Raw genomic sequence first — 17,151 nt, forward strand, 5'->3', positions numbered from 1 at the left:
GCCCAGCCTTGAGACACTATATGGTTAACGAAGAGGCAGGAGTTTTAACCACGGATTACCCGAGAATTGACACCAGGTAGCACAATGCTACCTTGCATCTATGAGTCAGCCGGTAAAGCTCTCGGATGCCTTAGTCCTCGATGCTCGTTTGGCAGGTGAAGCCCTGGAGCGCTCGATCGCTGGGCAAGTTGAATTCTGGGCCAGGCTGGGCCGGGCCATCGAGCCCCTGTTGCAAGGCACACAGGTGCTCGCGCTCAGCCGCAAAGCGATGGCTCGCCCGCTGTCTGCGTGTCTTGCCTCGGTGGACTCCCCAGAAGGACGTCGCCGAGTGACTGAGTTTCTACAGACCCAGCCCTTCCCGCACTACAAGCCCGCGCCGGATGGCCCTGGCTTATTGATCCGCACGGAGGCTGATGGGAAGCAGACGGTGGGCAGATTCGTGAAACGGCAGTTCAAGCCTGTAAGTGCTCGACAGCCCAAAGGATGAAGCTCCCGCTGGATAACCGTCCCGTCATCGTCGCGCTGACAGGACCCAACGGGGCCGGAAAGACGACCTTCTACCAAGCTCATCTCGCACCCGCCGGCCTTCGTTTCATCAATGCTGACGTGTTCGCACGTGAACTCCCCCTTGATCCTTACGCCGCCGCGAAGGTGGCGGATGCTCTTCGACGCCAATTGGTGAGCCAACGGGAGAGCTTTGTGTTTGAGACGGTCTTCTCGGACCCGGTCGGGGAAAAGCTGACTTTCCTGAAAGAGGCGGCGATAGCTGGGTACACCGTGGTTCTGTGTTTCATCGGAGTCTCGGGGCCGAAGGTATCGGAGGAGCGCGTGGCCATGCGTGTTTCCCAGGGCGGCCACGATGTGCCTACGGCGAAACTGATCGCTCGTTTTCCACGCATTCTGGTCAACCTCGAGGCCTCGATCCGCGAACTCCCGCATGTGCTGATCTTCGACAACGACGATCTACGCACCCCCTTTCGAGAGGTCGCTCAGTTCAGAAAAGGGCAACGATTGAGCCTGCGACCTCCGGTTCCCAAATGGCTCAAGCCGCTGCTCTCCCCCTGCACCCCGGACTAATGTCGGTGGACCTGGCAGGCAAGTGGCCTCCACCTCACCATTAGCCGTCGCTTGGATGCCAAGCCTAAAAGGTAGGGAGAGACTTGATCGAGGATCGATCCGGTTGAATTTACAGTTCTGATCTCGTTGAGCCCACTCCGCCCTAGGCTCAGGATGACAAGGGGCAACTCCGCGAGGGCCACTAAGTGATCGTCACCACCTCGGCTCTCCGCGACGCAGCCCCCTGCACAGTTCGGTATCCTAGGGCCCATCACAATGAACCATTCGGGTTCAAGGCTCCGGGTGTGATTAGAAGTGGGTGAGATTCAGATCGAGTTCAACTGGTAACTGCCCGTGATGGTGCGGGCTGAGAGCCTCTCAATTTCGCTCACCCATGAACGCTCCTCGCCGTGACTCAGTAAACTCTGTCACACGTTGGGCATACATGGGCTCGAACGGAAATCAGAACTATAAACCTCGTCGGACCGCTTCGCGGTTAAGTCTCCCCCACCCCATATCGTCACGGCGGTAGGGCGAGATTCCACTCGAGCCCACTCCTGCCCCAGGCTTAGAGCTGACAAAGGGGCAACTCCGCGAGGGCCACTGAGTGATCGTCACCACCTTTATCACCCACTTCAAATCACACCCTTCGGACCTCCTACTCGAGTTCTAACTATCTGACAACCGAGTTTCGCGCACCAAAGCCTCGGCTTCTCTTCGGAAGTCCCACAATCAACCCGCATGCAACGGCGAACCCGAGGAACACCGTAACCTGAGGTTCCGGCACAATATAGAGCCCGATATACGATAAGAGTTCGGGCTTGCAACCCAGGATCGCATCACCCAGGTGAGGTTGCCCTTGTGCGTCAAAACCAGGTAGCTCGACCTCATGGACCAAACTTGTCGTAGCACGCGGAATGGTATTATCTGCGAGGACTGCTGCCCAATCGCCGATCGTTCCCGATCGATTGTCCCAGAATCGAACCTGGAGAGTAACACGGTCACCACCAAAACTGTTGGGAATTTCTACGGGGGGCGTGCGGAAGAGTCCGAAGTTGAAAAGGTGACCTTGAGCGTTGGGCACAGCCCGCAGTGAGTCCTCATCGGCATTTCCGTCAGTCGACCACCATAGCTCCGCGGTGTAGCCGGTACCATTGAGCCAATCTCTTCCAGCAATGGCGGAACGATCCCGTCTGTTCAGCTTGGCGTAAGGATTGGCTGGGTCTGTTCCTAAGACCAGACCCTCTTTACCCACTCCACAGACGTTGGAAACGTATATCTTTCCTTGAGAATACGAGTTCAGCCCCAGACTGATCAAAACCCAAAAAGTGAGAAGCGCTTTGGTGATCATGGGATCCACTGTAATTCCTAAGCTAGGTGTGTCAATGACGCCACGAACTGTCCGACACAGGGGCGCAATGACTACGGCAATCGTCGCCACACAGTGTTGGCCAGAATCAACTCAAGGCACAGCGCCAACAGTCCTGGCACCACCGCCCACGGGAACAACTCCTCAACCTGCACGTACTTCTTCACCTCGACCTCGGTCTTTTCCAGGCTGTCGATTTCCGCGTAGATCTTCTCGAGTGTCTCGGCGCTGTCCGCCCGAAAATACTTTCCGCCGGTCATGTTCGCAATCTTGGTCAAAGTGTCCTCATCGATGTCGACCTGCACCTGCCGATATCGCTTCTGACCAAAAGCGTCCACCACCGGCATCGGCGCCGTTCCGCGAATTCCCACGCCAATCGTATAGACTTTGATCCCCAACGCCCGAGCCGCCTCGGCCGCGGTCAAAGGCTGGACCTGACCGGCATTGTTCTGCCCATCGGTCATCAGAATCACGATCTTGCTCTTGGACTTGAGATCCCGCAAACGGTTGATGGCATTGCTCAACCCCGAGCCAATGGCCGTCCCATCCTCAATGGTGTGTAGCTCCAGGCGATCAATGTTCACCGTCAGAAACTCATGATCCAAAGTAAGCGGCGAGGCCACGTAATCGCGTCCTGCGAACACCACCAAACCGATCCGATCGCCCGGCCGCTTGAGAACGAAACTCTTCAGAACCTCCTTGGCCATGAAGAGACGGTTCACCTGTTTACCCCGATACCGGAAGTCCTCAGACTCCATACTCCCGGACAAGTCCAACGCCACGGCAATATCAATGCCGCTGGCCTTCATCGAGGATTCCTCCTGAACTTTCTGAGGCCGAGCCAACCCGACGATCAGACCTATCAACGCCAACCAGCGCAACGCAGCCAGGATCCGCCCCGCATGAGATCGATGGATTCCCGTGACCGGCTTGACGATTTGAACCGATGAGTAGAGAAAGGCCGCTGGCTGCCCGCGCTTACCCTTGAGCCAAGCCAGCAGCGGCAAGGCGAGCAGCAACAACAAGAACCATGGATGCGCAAAGGTCATGGCGTGGAGGGAACGGGCGGCGGCAAAGGCTTGGCTGGTGATGAATCCGAAGCACCGACGGCGGTTGGCATGGTCTCGTCCACCAACCGATCCGCAATTCGATGCAACGCGCGCAGCTCGTTTTCGGTAGGCTCTGAGCGCGCGAACTTGACGAGATCGCACTGTTCCAAGAACTGGCCCAAGGTCGTCTTTTGATCGGGAAACAAGTGGTTCGTCCGCTGCAGCTCCAGCAGGAATTCCTCCGTGGTCCGGTCCGGCGCCCGCAGTTCGAAGCGCTCCTCCAGATAGACCCGCGTGGCATCCGACACCGCGATACAGAAGAGACGCGGATCGCTGATCAAACCGAGCGCCTGTTCCAGCTTCTGCTTCGCGCGCACATGCGGCGGCACCACCACTTCAGGGGCGGCCGGGCGAACCCGACGCTGCCGTCGCAGCCACAGCCAGACTAACAGCCCCAAAAGGGACAACGCCAGTGCCCCTACGATCCAGGGCCACGGTCCCAAGGGAATATCCACGGGCGGCTTGATCGCGCGAAGCTCGTTGGTGCCGCCGGCACCGTCCATCGAGCCCGGCGGCGGAACCAGGGCGGTCGCTGTCGAAGTGCTATTGGTTTTCTTGATCGCCATCGGTGCTACTCTCGATTAGCCGTGCATCATGCGCTTCTGCCGGGTCTCAAAGAACTTCGCCAGCGCGCTGCCATAAGGCTCATTGGTGCGAAGCTGAAGGGAGTCAATCCGGGCCGAACGGAAAAGCTTCAGCAAGTCAGCCTGAGCGTCCAGCTGACGCCGCTTAAACGCCTCGCGATGACGCTTGTCCCCCGTGTTGATCTCCACCAACTCCCCCGTTTCTGCGTCTCGCAGCATGAGACGTCCGAGCGCAGGAAGCATCTGCTCATACCGATCAGCCACCTGCACCGCCACCACATCATGACGCCGATTAGTCTGCCTCAGCGATCCAATCACTGACGCGCCCATGGGCAGGGAAGGCACCAGCGAGTTCGGCTTGCTCTTGGGAACCGCCGAAGTCATGTCGTTCTCCCCGAGGAAATCAGAGATCACGGCCACGATGGCCCGATGAGGCGTCACGCGGTTCAAAAACTCCAAAGCGAGATTCAAATTGGTCCCCCGGCGCTTGGGCTCAAAAAAGAGAATCTCCCGGATCACCCGCAGCACATGGCGCTTGCCCTTCTTGGGAGGAAAATAGCGCTCAACCTCATCGCTAAATAAAATGAGGCCGACCTTGTCATTGTTGCGAATCGCGGAAAACGCCAGGACCGAGGCAATCTCAGCCGCCAATTCGCGCTTGGACTGATCTCCGGACCCAAACAGCCCCGAACCGCTAACATCCACCACCAACATGAGGGTAAGCTCACGCTCTTCGACATACTTTTTTACAAAGGGATGGTTGATCCGCGCGGTGACATTCCAATCGATGAAGCGCACGTCGTCGCCCGGCTGATATTCGCGCACCTCTTCAAAGTTCATCCCCTGCCCCTTGAAGACGCTATGATACTGCCCGCCCAGCGTCTCCGTCACGAGACGGTTGGTTCGCAGTTCAATCTGGCGGATCTTTTTAAGGATTTCCCGGGGTATCATGGCACCTGGGCGAAATTCGCGATTTGCGCGGAGGAGAGAGACCTACGCACGTGGCCTCATGGCACCGGCAGCTCGTCGAAGATCCGCTGAATGATGCTCTCACTGGTCTTCTCCTCCGCCTCCGCCTCGTAGGTGATGGACACCCGATGTCGCAAGACGTCCATGCCGATGCTTTTGACATCCTGGGGCGTAACGTAGCCGCGCCCTTTCAGAAAAGCGTAGGCTTTAGAGGCCAGGGTGAGCGCGATCGTCGCGCGCGGGGAGGCACCGAGCTGAATGAAATCCTTCACCTGGATCTTGTACTGCTCGGGCTGACGAGTGGCACAGATCAAGTCCACAATGTAATCCTTCACCTTGTCGTCGATGTAGATGTCATTGATGACCTTCCGAGCCGCCATGATCTGCTGGGCATCCACCACCGCAGACGTGGACGGCAGATTCGAGGTGCGGGCCATCAGGTCCAGAATTTGGCGCTCCTCGGCGCGGCTGGGATACCCAATCTTGAGCTTCAGCATGAACCGGTCGACCTGCGCTTCGGGGAGCGGATAAGTTCCTTCCTGCTCAATGGGGTTCTGGGTCGCCATCACGAGGAAGGGCTCTTCCAATTTGTAGGTGGTATCACCCAGCGTGATCTGTTTCTCCTGCATGGCTTCCAACAGCGCGCTTTGAACCTTGGCTGGGGCGCGGTTGATTTCATCGGCCAACACCAGATTGGCGAAGATGGGCCCCTTGCGGGTGGTGAACCCACCGGACCGACCATCGTATATCTGAGTGCCCACCACATCGGCCGGAAGCATGTCCGGAGTGAATTGAATGCGCGAAAACTTGACGTTCAAACAGGCGGCGAGGGATTTGACGGAGAGGGTCTTGGCCAAACCAGGAACGCCTTCCAGCAAAACGTGGCCATTGGTCAACATTCCGATGGTCAATCGCTCGATCAGGTAGTTCTGACCGATGACCACCTTGGCCAGTTCACTGAACAGCGGCCGTACAAACGCGCTCGCCCTTTGAACTTCCTCGTTGATAGCAGTAATTCCGGTGTTCATCGTTGAGGTAGTTAGTAGCGGGAAGGCGGCGGGAATTCCAGCACGTAGATTGGGCAATCGGCAAACCCCGTCTGAATAGGGTTGGCTCAGCTCGCGTCCTTTCCCATAATGCACCTCATGACACCCCGCTCGATGGTTCGCTCCTGCGCGCTGGCGCTCTCGCTGCTGGCCCTTGCTCTCATGCCCGCAATGGCCGCCACCAAAAAGATCCTCCTCATCGCCGGAAGCCGAAGTCACGGCGCGGGGGAGCATGAATTCCGTGCCGGCTGCCTCCTGCTCCAGAAGGCGCTGAACCAGGTTCCGGGGGTGATTTCGGAGGTAGCCTCCAACGGGTGGCCTACGAGCGATGCCGCCTTCAACGGCATCGATGCCGTGGTGATTTACTCCGACGGCGGCAACGGACACCCCGCCATCAAGCCAGAACGCCTCAAAAAGCTGCAGGAACTGATGGACCGCGGGGTGGGCCTAGGTTGTGCGCACTACGGAGTCGAAGTTCCCAAAGGAGAACCGGGGGATGCTCTGCTGCGCTGGATCGGTGGCTATTTCGAAATGTTCTGGTCCGTGAACCCGCACTGGACAGCCGATTTCTCCAATCTGCCCAAACACCCCATCACTCAAGGAGTTAAACCCTTCAAAATCAACGATGAATGGTATTATCACATGCGCTTCCGTGAAGGCATGTCCGGGGTGACGCCACTGCTCAGCGCGCTGCCCCCCGCGTCCACTCTACAGAGACCCGACGGCCCTCATAGCGGCAACCCCGCGGTCCGAGCGGCGGTAGGCCGGGGCGAAGCTCAACATGTGATGTGGTGCACCGAACGAACGGATGGTGGGCGGGGATTTGGATTCACAGGGGGACACTTCCACAAAAATTGGGGCGATGAAAACTTCCGGAAGATCGTGCTTAACGCAGTTTTGTGGATCGCCCATGCAACGGTGCCGCCGGATGGGGTTTCCGTTCCTATTAGCCCGGAGACCCTGAAGGCGAACCTGGATCCCAAGTAAGGGATGGATGGTCATTTTAGATGTTGGATTTGCGATTGAACGAAGCCGGAAGAGATCCTTTTTTGGCTCGCTGCGCCAACATCCTCGCCCAAACCAATCCAACATCGGCAATCCAAAATCCAAAATCTAAAATCCAAAATGAGAGTCACTCCCCTGACGCCTGCTTGGCTCGCTGGAACGCAATTAAACCCGCGTTTTGCCACGCATCCAATCGGGCTGTGAGCCCTAGCGACATCAGGTATTCCACATCGGCCAACTGCTTGAAATGCTCGGGTTTACCCTCACTGTAGGCGTGATCCAGGGCATTTCCAACGTGCACGGCCGTCAGTGGGCTGAACTGGTTGGAGGGGCTCTCCATCGGTTCATTGTGAAACGCAACCGCTTCCACAATCGACTCAGGAAGCCCCCACAGCCCGAGTAGGTAGGCTGCCACCTGGGAGTGCGTGCAGCCAAACACCTGCTTCTCCGCTTCATGCATGGAAATCTGAGCGCGGGTCGCCAGCGCCGTCGCCTCTCGGCACAAGGAGGACAGATTCGCGATCAACACCATCTTCCCCAAGTCGTGCAACAGGCCGGCGAGAAAGGCTTCTTCGCAAAAGGCGGATGCTTGATGCTCTTCTTGAGCGACACATCGAGCCAACACCCCAGTCCGCCAGCAATGTTCCCAGATCGCGGTAGGGGAATAGTCGCGCACGCGAACGCCATCGAAGCGAGAGTAAACCGGAACGGTCAGCACTAGCGCCTTGATGATCTGCAACCCCACATAGTTGATCGCCTCCCCCAGGGACTCGATGCGGCGGGGCAATCCAAAGAAGCTTGAGTTGACCAATTGAAGGATCTTGGCCGTAACGGACGGATCGCGGGCGATGATCGCTTCGACTCGATCGATCGACGAATGCGGCGACTGAAGCTCTTTGCCCAGCTCGATATAGAGCGAGGGAATGGTAGGCAGCAAACTGCATTGGGCGATGAGCCGACGCAGAACGTCGTTGGAGAGCAAATCCCGCAAGCCGAAGACCCGGCGGATGGTTTGCCGAAAAACGTCCAAGCTAAGCGGCTTGGAAAAACACTGATGCGCCGGCACGGAAAGGCGGATGATGTCATCAGGGTCGAGCTGTCCCGACAAGATGAAGCGCATGGTCTGGGGTGACTGTTGTTGAACCTGATCCAACAGGTCCGCGCCGTCCATCTCCGGCATCTGAAAATCCGCCACTACCACGTCGAAGGGCGTAGAGCTCAACAACTGCAGGGCTTCAGCACCACGGGTCGCCGAGGCCATGACCCAGTTGGGCTCGGCGATCCGCAACGCTTCCTGAAAGGCCAGGAGGAACGTGGCATCGTCATCCACAAAGAGAATGTGCTTTTTTGTCATGAGCGCAGGTCGAGAGCGAACCGGGTTCGCATCTGAACAAACCAACTAACACATTGATCGTAAGCCCAGCCCCTCGGCTTAACCCTAAAGTTTGAACGTCGAAAACACCAGAAAGGCGTGTTGCTCCAACAGGCTCCAACTGCCATCCCAGGACAGATACTGCGTCGCATACACGAAAACCACATACAGTAGCGCTACCAACAACAAAACCAGTCGGCCGGCCCAGCGGAAGAACACATGCCGCGGCAACTGTCGCCGACTGGCCCTCCCAACCGCCCATCCGGTCAGAAGCCGGGCCGGGAACATGAACAGGACAAACACCAGACTGGGCAGCCAGGCGATTTCCCGAGGCGGCAGCTCGATTTTCAACAGATACAAAGGGAGCGCCAGAACCACGGTCACCAACCCGGTTAAACAGAACGCGACCGGGGCGCGGATGAACCACTGACGAATCGGCCCAAGCTCGAAGAACGCCGCCAACCGATTCTCCAACGCGAACCGGGCCTGCAGGAAGGGTAGATAAATGGCTACACACACCAGTCCCAAGCCACCTGCCAACGACAGGATTCCTCCGCCTTGTGCCGCCGGAAGCTGGGCGGCCCAGATCAACAGCCCTACGGGAACGGCCAGCCAGGCCAGCGAGCCCACCAATCCACGAAACCCAAGCCAGAAATAGTAATTCAGCCGAAGACTCGCGCCGTATTCCAGGACGGAGTGCCAGACCTGTCCCCACGGGCTACACGCCGCCACCGAACGAAAAAAGAGCCTCGGCGCCGGCCAGAGAAAATGCCGCAATCGACCGCCCCGCACACTCGCCCACACCACCTGGCCCGCAGCCAGGATCGCCATAATCCACAGACCCACCCGCCAACCCTGCGCCAGTCCACTCCCGGGATCCACCAACTCAGCGTCGCGCCACAGTCCCGAAACGAGACGCACGGGTAGAAACACCAGCCAGGCACCCAGCACGATCCTGCCCACAACCGCAGCCTGGGGAAGACCAACAAAACCATCCCGAAGTCTCCCAGTGATTGCTACCCGCCCCGTCACATGCAGCAAATAACCCAAACTCAGCACATTGAGCACCGGGATAACTGCCAGCACCGCCAACCCCGCCATCAGGGACACCCAACCAAAACCCCAGTCCATGGCCTTCAGCAAAGCTCTCCCGCACCGCCGCCCCCATCCCTCTGGGATGGGAATCGGGGCAGTTTCGCTCTGAGCCGCCTGGATGACGCCTGCACTCAGCCCCACCGAATCATCAATCGTCGCCTGCATTTTCTGAAACAAATCAGATGTCCTGCTGCTATTAATAACCAGAGCGTCGGGGTGAAAGTTTCAATGATCTGAAACGAAATCGTGGCCACCCCGAAGCCCTCGGCTGACTCATGAACTCACGGCTCAAACTGATGATCGTCGGCACGCTGACGCTGGGAATCACAGCTTGGGGACTGGTGCGGTTGCTTCCGCCTGAACCCTTCGCACCGCCTCAAAGCCTGGAGGCCATCCTGACCTCCCGTCCGGAAATCCAAAAGATGACTCAGGAGATCGATCTGGGGTTCGCCCAGGTTTGGAAGCAGCAGAACCTCACGCCGGCACCGCGCGCGCCGGATCTCACGGTCGCTCGCCGCCTCTCCCTCGCCTTGGCCGGCACCATTCCCTCTGTCGAAGAAATCCGAGCGTTCGAAAAGGTCGAACCTTCCCAGCGTCTGGACTGGTGGCTGGCCCACCTGCTTGAAGACCGTCGCACCAGCGACTACCTCGCCGAGCGACTCGCCCGCATTTCGGTGGGGGTTGAGGATGGGCCGTTCATTTTGTATCGCCGCCATCGGCTCGTCAGCTGGCTCAGCGACCAGCTCTACGCGAACCGGCCCTACGATGAGATCGTCCGCGAACTGGTTTCTGCCGAAGGCATCTGGACCTCGAAACCTGAGGTGAACTTCATCACGGTCACCGTCGATCCCAACAACGAAGAAAAAGGTCCGGATGAGCAAAAACTCGCCGCACGGGTTTCCCGCGCGTTTCTCGGAGTGCGTCTGGACTGTGTACAATGTCACGATGACCTTTTCGGAAAGCGTTGGAAGCAAACGGACTTCCACCAACTGGCTGCGTTCTTCGCCCCGGCCGAGATGTCGCTCACGGGGTTGCGCGACAATCCGAAGTTGGATTACCAGTTCCGATATCTCCGGAGAGACGACTCAGAGACGATCGCCCCACAGGTGCCCTTTCAGCGGGAGTTGCTCCCGCAGTCCGGGCCGCCACGCGAACGCCTAGGACAGTGGATCACCCATCCCGAGAACCGCGCCTTCGCCCGCACAACCGTCAATCGGCTCTGGGCTCTGCTCTTCAACCGTCCACTCCACAAACCGATTGATGACATCCCACTGGAAGGCCCATTCCCCCCGGGGATGGAGCTTCTGGCCGATGACCTCATCGCTCACCACTTCGACCTGCAGCGGCTCATCCGAATCATCGCGTCCACCCGGGTCTTTCAACTCGACAGCCGATCGGCCGATCCCACCCACCCCATCGCGGCGCAGGCAGAAACGCACCTGGCGGCCTATCCCCTCACCCGTTTACGTCCGGAGCAGATGGCCGGAAGCATTCTCCAGTCCTCCACCCTTCGCACCCTGGATGCAGAGTCCCATGTGCTTGTCCGACTTATGCGGTTCGCCCAGCAAAAGGATTTCGTAAAACGATTCGGGGGCGTGGGAGAGGATGAGTTCGACGAATTTTCGGGAACCCTGCCCCAGCGACTGATCCTGATGAATGGAAAGCTGGTCCACGAGCGGACGAAGGAGGATTTGGCTCTCAATGCCTCCACCCGCATCGGAAAACTCGCTCCCAATCCATCGGTGGCAGTGGAGAGTGCTTATCTCGCGACTCTAACCCGGCGTCCCACCTCCGCCGAGGCGGCACACTTCAAAGCCCAGTACCGGAAGCTGGGTATCCAGAGCAGCTCGTCATTCATGGAGGACCTGTTTTGGACGCTGATCAATTCGACTGAGTACTCTTGGAATCACTAACATGAACCCATCCACCGAACACAGCTGTGGATCCGCCGCCCATCTCTCCCGTCGAACACTACTGAAATGGGGCGCTCTCGGAGGAATGACCTGGCTCACTCCCCTGGCCCGAACACTGGCTCGAGCGGAGGAAAAGGCGCCGCGCGGGAAGCCCGCCAAGGCCGTGATTCTCCTCTGGATGGCCGGCGGCCCCAGCCAGTTGGAAACCTTCGACCCGCACCCCGGAAAGAGCATCGCCCACGGCGCCAAGTCCATCAAGACTGCCCAGAGCGGGGTCCTGGTGGGTGAAGGATTGGATCAGATCGCCAGCCTCATGAACGACATCACGCTGGTGCGATCCGTGGTCAGCAAGGAAGCGGATCACGAACGGGCGGTCTACAATGTGAAGACCGGCTATCGCCCGAACCCAACCGTCATCCATCCCTCCATCGGAGCGGTGATCTGCCATCAACTCCCGGAAGACCCACTCGACATTCCACGTCATATTTCGATCCTGCCGGAAAACTGGCCCGCGCGCGGAGGCTACCTGGGAGCTCAATACGACGCCTTCCAGGTTTATGATCCGCAAGGGCCGATCCAGGATGTCGTGGCTCAGGTGGATTCGAAACGCCTGGACCAGCGCATGAGCAACCTGGCGGTGGTGGAAAAGGCATTCGCCGTCGGCCGACCTTCCAACCTGGAATCGAATCGCACACTCCACCAACTGTCCATGACGCGGGCTTTGAAGATCATGAGCTCGGCACAGCTGGCCGCCTTCGACGTGAAGCAAGCGCCAGCCAGCCAGCGTGCAGCGTATGGGGACACCCCCTTCGGGCGAAGTTGCCTGGCTGCTCTTCGACTCATCGAGACCGGTGTTCGCTGTGTGGAAGTCACCCTCAGCGGATGGGACACGCACGTGAACAATCACAAGCAGCAGCAACGCAACATCCAGATTCTCGATCCCGCCTTCGCGGCGCTGCTCCGGGATCTCAAGCAACGAAACTTGTTGGATTCCACCGTGGTCCTCTGCGGCGGGGAGTTCGGTCGAACACCGAAGCTCAATCCACTCGAGGGCAGGGATCACTGGCCGTACGGCTTCAGCGTGGCGATCGCCGGGGGCGGATTTCGAGCAGGCCATGTCAAAGGAGCAACCGATCCTGAAGGAGAGAAAAAAGAGCCCACGGATCCGGTCCGAGTCGAAGATCTGCACGCCACCATTCAACATAGCCTGGGCATCAACCCAGAGAAGGAGCTCATCACCCCCGTCGGCCGCCCCCTCACCCTCAGCGACGGCCGCATCCTTCGGGATTTGTTGCGCGTGGGTTCAAGGGGGTGAGGGTGTTTCCGATCCACCGGAAATTTCCGACTCCGTCGGAATTGCGAAAGCTGTAGAGGGCTACAGCACTCCATATCGCTTCGCGCCAAAGGGGAGCATTTTGGAGTGCTGTAGCCCTCTACAGCTTTTCCGTCCCCCCGGAGGGAGGATCGCCAAAGGTAAAAGTGCGTCGCTAGCTCTGAGTGACCTCCTTAGGGACCGCACACTCGCGAGCCCCAAGCAAGGAGATGTTAGCCGCAAGAAACGTAAAAGGACGAAAGAAAACTCGACCTAGGAAATCACAAACTCTGCTTCCTCGTTTTTCGTCGTCTTTCGCTTTTTGCGGCTAACGCCCTCTCTCCACTCGCGGCCCCAGCCCCAGCGCGGTTTGAGGAGCTTCCTCCAATGCTTACCATCCAAGTCATCCGGAAAAAACCGCGGTGACAACTGCCCCTCGTCTTTTCGCCAGTTGTCCGAGATCCTCACTTCTTCACTCGCAACAGCCGGAGCGAATTACCGATCACGAGCACATCCGATAGCCCCATCGAGAGGGCACACAGCATCGGGTTCATGAACCCCAACGCGGCCAGCGGCACCGCCAGGGCGTTGTAAACAAAAGCCCAGAATAGGTTCTGCCGGATGATGCGCAGCGTTGCTCCAGCCAGGGAAAGGCTTTCAGGCACCGCGTGCAAATCAGCCCGCAACAACACCAGATCCGCTGACTCGCGCGCAATATCACTCGCCCGGGTGACCGCGATGCCGAGGTCCGCCTGAGCCAACGCCGGCGCGTCGTTAATCCCATCGCCCACAAACGCCACCCGATGTCCCTGCGCCTGCAGCTGCTTCAGCAAGTCGGCCTTACTCTCCGGCTTCACCTCCGCGAACACTTCGGCCTCAGCCAAACCCACAGCCAGTCCGATCCCGCGCGCAGCGGCCACGCTATCCCCGGACACCATGCGCACCGCTAAGCCCCGATCGCGAAGTTCTTGGACCACCGCCTTCGCTTCCTCCTTGGGTTGATCACGCAGGGCGAAATAGAGAACCGCACGATCTCCGACCCACAGGCACAGCACGGTGGCCCCGGAACTCAGCCACATCTCCACGGCCGATCGAACCTCAGGAGCGAGGCTAGCCGACCCGTGAGTCCACGCGAGCGATCCAAGCCGAACTTCAGTCGCTGCCTTCCAAGATCCACCCCCCGCGGATAGGAGAGCCCCTGAACCTGAACCTCGATATTCCTTCCACCCGTCGAGCTTCATCCGTTCCGCAGACAAGCCGGCAATCGCTTGGCTCAGCGGATGGCTGGAGGGTGCCGCGAGACTCGAAGCGACCGCCAACCAGGTAGCGGTTTCAGCCTCCGACTCAGAGAGCGAAGCAGAACGCGTCTCCATGACCGTCGGACGCCCACTCGTCAGCGTGCCGGTCTTATCGAAGAGCACAGTCGTGATCCGTCCCGCCTTCTCGAGGGCGATGGCGTCGCGCAACAAAATCCCCCGTCGAGCGGCCGCGTTCGACGCCGCCATCAAGGCCGCGGGCGTCGCAAGTCCCATCGCACAGGGACAAGCGATGATCAACACCGCCGTGGCATGAATCACCGCGTTGGCCCAGGGCTCAGCCGAGACCGGCACCACCCAAAGCCACGACGACAGCGCGCGCGACAGCCCTGCCGCCGCCTCCGGCCAAAATCCCCAGAACAAAAAGGTCGCCAGCGCGACGAACACCACCACCGGCACAAACACCTGAGTCACGCGATCCGCCAACCGCTGAATGCTCGCCCGACTCGACTGCGCCCGGCGGACCGCGGCAATGATCTGAGCCAGTGCCGTGGCCTCCCCCAACGCGGTCACTCGAAACACGAGTCGTCCATCCAGATTCGTGGTTCCTGCGTACAGCCGGGTGCCCAGCTTCTTCGCCACCGGGATGGATTCCCCAGTCAACATCGACTCGTCGACCGCCGACTCACCTTCTGCCACCAAACCATCGGTCGGGATGCGATCCCCAGGACGCAGCACCACTTCTTGGTCGGGCATCAACTCGGCAATGGGAACCTCTCGTTCCTCCCCGTTCGGCATCCGCCTCCGCGCTGTGGAAGGAGCCAGGTGCAACAGCGCTCGCAGCGCACCCTCCGCCTGACGGCTCACGCGGGTTTCGATCCAGTGTCCGAGGCTGATGAACGTGAGAATCGCCGCCGTCTCCATGAAATACAAATGGCCGGGACGATGCAGAATCCAGGACACCGCGCTGAACAGATAGGCCGCGGAGGCTCCGAGGGTCACGAGCAAATCCATTCCGAACGCACCCACCTTCAACTGTTGCCAGGCACCGCGCGCAAAGCGGGATCCGCAACCCAGCCAGGCGATGGTGGCCAGCACGAAGCCAAGCGTATGAAACGTGGGGCTTCCGTGTGCGGAGAAAATCCATTCGCCGATCATCAGCGGCAGTGTGCAGATCGCCCCCAGAACCGTGTTAAAACCCCATCCTTTCCAGGAAAATCGGGGGGACGGTTCCGCTACGGTCGATTCCGAAAGCACTTTCGCGGGATAGCCCGCCGCCGACACCGCAGCCGCGACCGCCGTATCGGGCATCGGCACCGCGTCTTTCCACCACACAGTCAGGCTATCCTTCTCAGGAAGTGCCTCCGCGATCGAGACCCCTGCCACACTCAGAGCGGCTTCGCGCACGTGGCGCGCGCAGTTGCCGCAGGTCATCCCCGTCACTCGAAACCGGCTCATGCGACTACCTGCGGGGGGAAGTGGAGCTGCAGGCGGAGGTGAAGGTGGAGGAACGGCAGAGGGAGTCGGCTCCGAGGGTTTGCGGGCCGCCGCGCCCGCGCCTCGGGGCTTAAAGCGAATGTCGATAGAATCGGCCACCTGCTCAGTATGGAGTCTGCGGACTGGATGGCAACGTGGGAAAACACGTGGAAAACCCCCGGTTTGCGAGCCAATGGGACGCGCTCTATGGACTGCTTGTGGAGATTTGAGTTGGGTGAGACCGGGGGATCCCGACTCCGTCGGTGCCGAAAAGCTGTAGAGGGCTACAGCACTCCAAATAGCGTCCCGGCCGCGCGGGGCGTCATGGAGTGCGGTAGCCCTCTACCGCTTTCGTCCCCCCGACGGAGTCGGCCCCACTAAAAATCTAGCCCATTTCAAACCCTCCGCCCCCACCGCGATTCTCGATTGCCCACGCGGCCTCTTCCCGTTTAGCCTTACCCCGAACGACTCATGAAGACTTATCAGATTGCAGCTTTGGCAGGTGATGGAATCGGACCCGAAGTGATGCGCGAAGCCATTCGCGTCCTTCGCGCGGTCGAACAAGCATTCAACCTCTCGTTCCAAGTGACCGAGGCGCCGGTGGGCTGGGCGGGAATCGATGCCGCCGGCAAAGCGCTCCCCGACGCCACCCTCGAACTCTGCCGCAAATCCGACTCCATTCTGTTCGGCTCGGTCGGATTGCCCGATCGCGATCCCACGATCCCCAAGGAAGAACGCCCCGAACGCGCCGCCCTGCTCCGTATCCGCAAGGAATTCGGTCTCTTCGCCAATCTCCGCCCCGTCCAATTGCCCAAGGCCCTTTCGCACTCCTGCCCACTCAAGCTCGAGCGGCAAGGCGAAGGCATTGATGTCCTGGTCGTCCGCGAACTCACGGGCGGCATGTACTTTGGACAACCGAAGAAAACCGAGACGATCTCCCCGGGTGTCCAACGTGCGACCGATACGATGGTCTACACCACTCCGGAGATCGAACGGATCGCCCACGTCGCTTTCAAAGCGGCACGCTTGCGCCGAAAGAAGCTCACCAGCATCGACAAGGCGAATGTGCTGGAGAACGGAATTCTGTGGCGTGAAGTCGTTACTCGCATTGGCAAGGAGTATCCCGATGTCGCTCTGGAGCACATGTTCGTCGATAACGGAGCGATGCAGCTCATGCTGCGCCCGACTCAGTTCGACGTGATGCTCTGCGAGAATATGTTCGGCGACATTCTGAGTGACGAAGCCGCTGCCTTGGCCGGATCCCTGGGAATGCTGCCCAGCGCCAGCCTGGGCGCCACCGCCGGGGAACAGACCTTCGGTTTCTACGAACCCGCCGGCGGTACGGCCCCGGATATCGCCGGGAAGAACCTCGCCAATCCCATCGCCCAGATCCTCTCGGTGTCGCTCATGCTCCGCTACAGCTTCGGCTTAAACGAAGCGGCGCAATCGATCGATCGAGCCGTTGGGACTGTCATCGCAGGAGGCCTCCGCACCGGAGATATTTATCAGGCGGCTGATACCGGCTCGCGCAAAGTGGGGACCAGCGAAATGGGCGGCGCGATCGCCCAGGCGATCCGGAAGTAAAAAGG

The 17,151-nt window shown here is 59.4% G+C and carries 14 protein-coding genes; 6 read left to right on the forward strand and 8 right to left on the reverse strand.

From position 1 onward, the window contains the following. The first annotated feature begins 100 nt into the window (after nucleotides 1–100). Both JNN07_23335 and JNN07_23340 read left to right on the forward strand, forming a co-directional pair. Complete coding sequence (locus JNN07_23335) at nucleotides 101–487, forward strand: hypothetical protein (protein MBL9170685.1); 387 nt, start codon at nucleotides 101–103, stop codon at nucleotides 485–487. Beyond that, nucleotides 484–1,077, forward strand: a complete 594-nt coding sequence (locus JNN07_23340; GenBank protein ID MBL9170686.1) for a zeta toxin family protein — start codon at nucleotides 484–486, stop codon at nucleotides 1,075–1,077. Before JNN07_23335 ends, JNN07_23340 begins: the two co-directional genes overlap by 4 nt. 652 nt (nucleotides 1,078–1,729) lie before the next feature. Here JNN07_23340 and JNN07_23345 read toward each other — a convergent pair. The 5 genes from JNN07_23345 to JNN07_23365 all read right to left on the reverse strand — a co-directional run bounded on the left by JNN07_23345 (nucleotide 1,730) and on the right by JNN07_23365 (nucleotide 6,115). Then, a complete protein-coding gene (locus JNN07_23345; GenBank protein MBL9170687.1) occupies nucleotides 1,730–2,407 on the reverse strand; it encodes a hypothetical protein in 678 nt (225 codons plus the stop codon). 71 nt (nucleotides 2,408–2,478) lie between these two features. After that, complete coding sequence (locus JNN07_23350) at nucleotides 2,479–3,474, reverse strand: VWA domain-containing protein (protein MBL9170688.1); 996 nt, start codon at nucleotides 3,472–3,474, stop codon at nucleotides 2,479–2,481. Continuing rightward, a complete protein-coding gene (locus JNN07_23355) occupies nucleotides 3,471–4,100 on the reverse strand; it encodes a hypothetical protein (GenBank protein ID MBL9170689.1) in 630 nt (209 codons plus the stop codon). Before JNN07_23355 ends, JNN07_23350 begins: the two co-directional genes overlap by 4 nt. 15 nt (nucleotides 4,101–4,115) lie before the next feature. Further along, nucleotides 4,116–5,069, reverse strand: coding sequence for a DUF58 domain-containing protein (locus JNN07_23360; GenBank protein MBL9170690.1), 954 nt, complete (start codon nucleotides 5,067–5,069; stop codon nucleotides 4,116–4,118). Nucleotides 5,070–5,125: 56 nt separating this feature from the next. After that, a complete protein-coding gene (locus JNN07_23365) occupies nucleotides 5,126–6,115 on the reverse strand; it encodes a MoxR family ATPase (protein ID MBL9170691.1) in 990 nt (329 codons plus the stop codon). Nucleotides 6,116–6,232: 117 nt separating this feature from the next. On the opposite strand from JNN07_23365, the gene JNN07_23370 reads away from it, so the two are divergent. Further along, nucleotides 6,233–7,120, forward strand: coding sequence for a ThuA domain-containing protein (locus tag JNN07_23370; protein ID MBL9170692.1), 888 nt, complete (start codon nucleotides 6,233–6,235; stop codon nucleotides 7,118–7,120). A gap of 145 nt (nucleotides 7,121–7,265) precedes the next feature. Here the strand turns inward: JNN07_23370 and JNN07_23375 are convergent, their stop codons facing one another. Together JNN07_23375 and JNN07_23380 are read right to left on the reverse strand one after the other, a co-directional pair. Next, entirely contained in the window at nucleotides 7,266–8,492 is a 1,227-nt protein-coding gene (locus JNN07_23375; GenBank protein ID MBL9170693.1) for an HDOD domain-containing protein, read from the reverse strand. Between the two features lie 84 nt (nucleotides 8,493–8,576). Continuing rightward, nucleotides 8,577–9,770 carry a hypothetical protein gene (locus tag JNN07_23380; GenBank protein ID MBL9170694.1) on the reverse strand — a complete coding sequence of 398 codons (1,194 nt, stop codon included), beginning with the start codon at nucleotides 9,768–9,770 and terminating at the stop codon, nucleotides 8,577–8,579. Between the two features lie 110 nt (nucleotides 9,771–9,880). Between JNN07_23380 and JNN07_23385 the strand changes: the two genes are divergently transcribed. Further along, on the forward strand, nucleotides 9,881–11,518 hold the full coding sequence (locus JNN07_23385) for a DUF1553 domain-containing protein (protein ID MBL9170695.1): 1,638 nt from the start codon (nucleotides 9,881–9,883) through the stop codon (nucleotides 11,516–11,518). Between the two features lies 1 nt (nucleotide 11,519). After that, a complete protein-coding gene (locus JNN07_23390) occupies nucleotides 11,520–12,833 on the forward strand; it encodes a DUF1501 domain-containing protein (GenBank protein MBL9170696.1) in 1,314 nt (437 codons plus the stop codon). A 461-nt stretch (nucleotides 12,834–13,294) separates the two neighbouring features. On the opposite strand, the gene JNN07_23395 is transcribed toward JNN07_23390, so the two are convergent. Continuing rightward, a complete protein-coding gene (locus JNN07_23395; GenBank protein ID MBL9170697.1) occupies nucleotides 13,295–15,544 on the reverse strand; it encodes a cation-translocating P-type ATPase in 2,250 nt (749 codons plus the stop codon). Nucleotides 15,545–16,033: 489 nt separating this feature from the next. Between JNN07_23395 and leuB the strand changes: the two genes are divergently transcribed. Then, the gene (leuB, locus tag JNN07_23400) at nucleotides 16,034–17,146 is read left to right on the forward strand and encodes a 3-isopropylmalate dehydrogenase (GenBank protein MBL9170698.1); all 1,113 of its coding nucleotides are present in this window, start codon (nucleotides 16,034–16,036) and stop codon (nucleotides 17,144–17,146) included. The last annotated feature ends 5 nt before the right edge of the window (nucleotides 17,147–17,151 follow it).

It is taken from the genome of Verrucomicrobiales bacterium, assembly GCA_016793885.1.
Taxonomy (GTDB): domain Bacteria; phylum Verrucomicrobiota; class Verrucomicrobiia; order Limisphaerales; family UBA11320; genus UBA11320.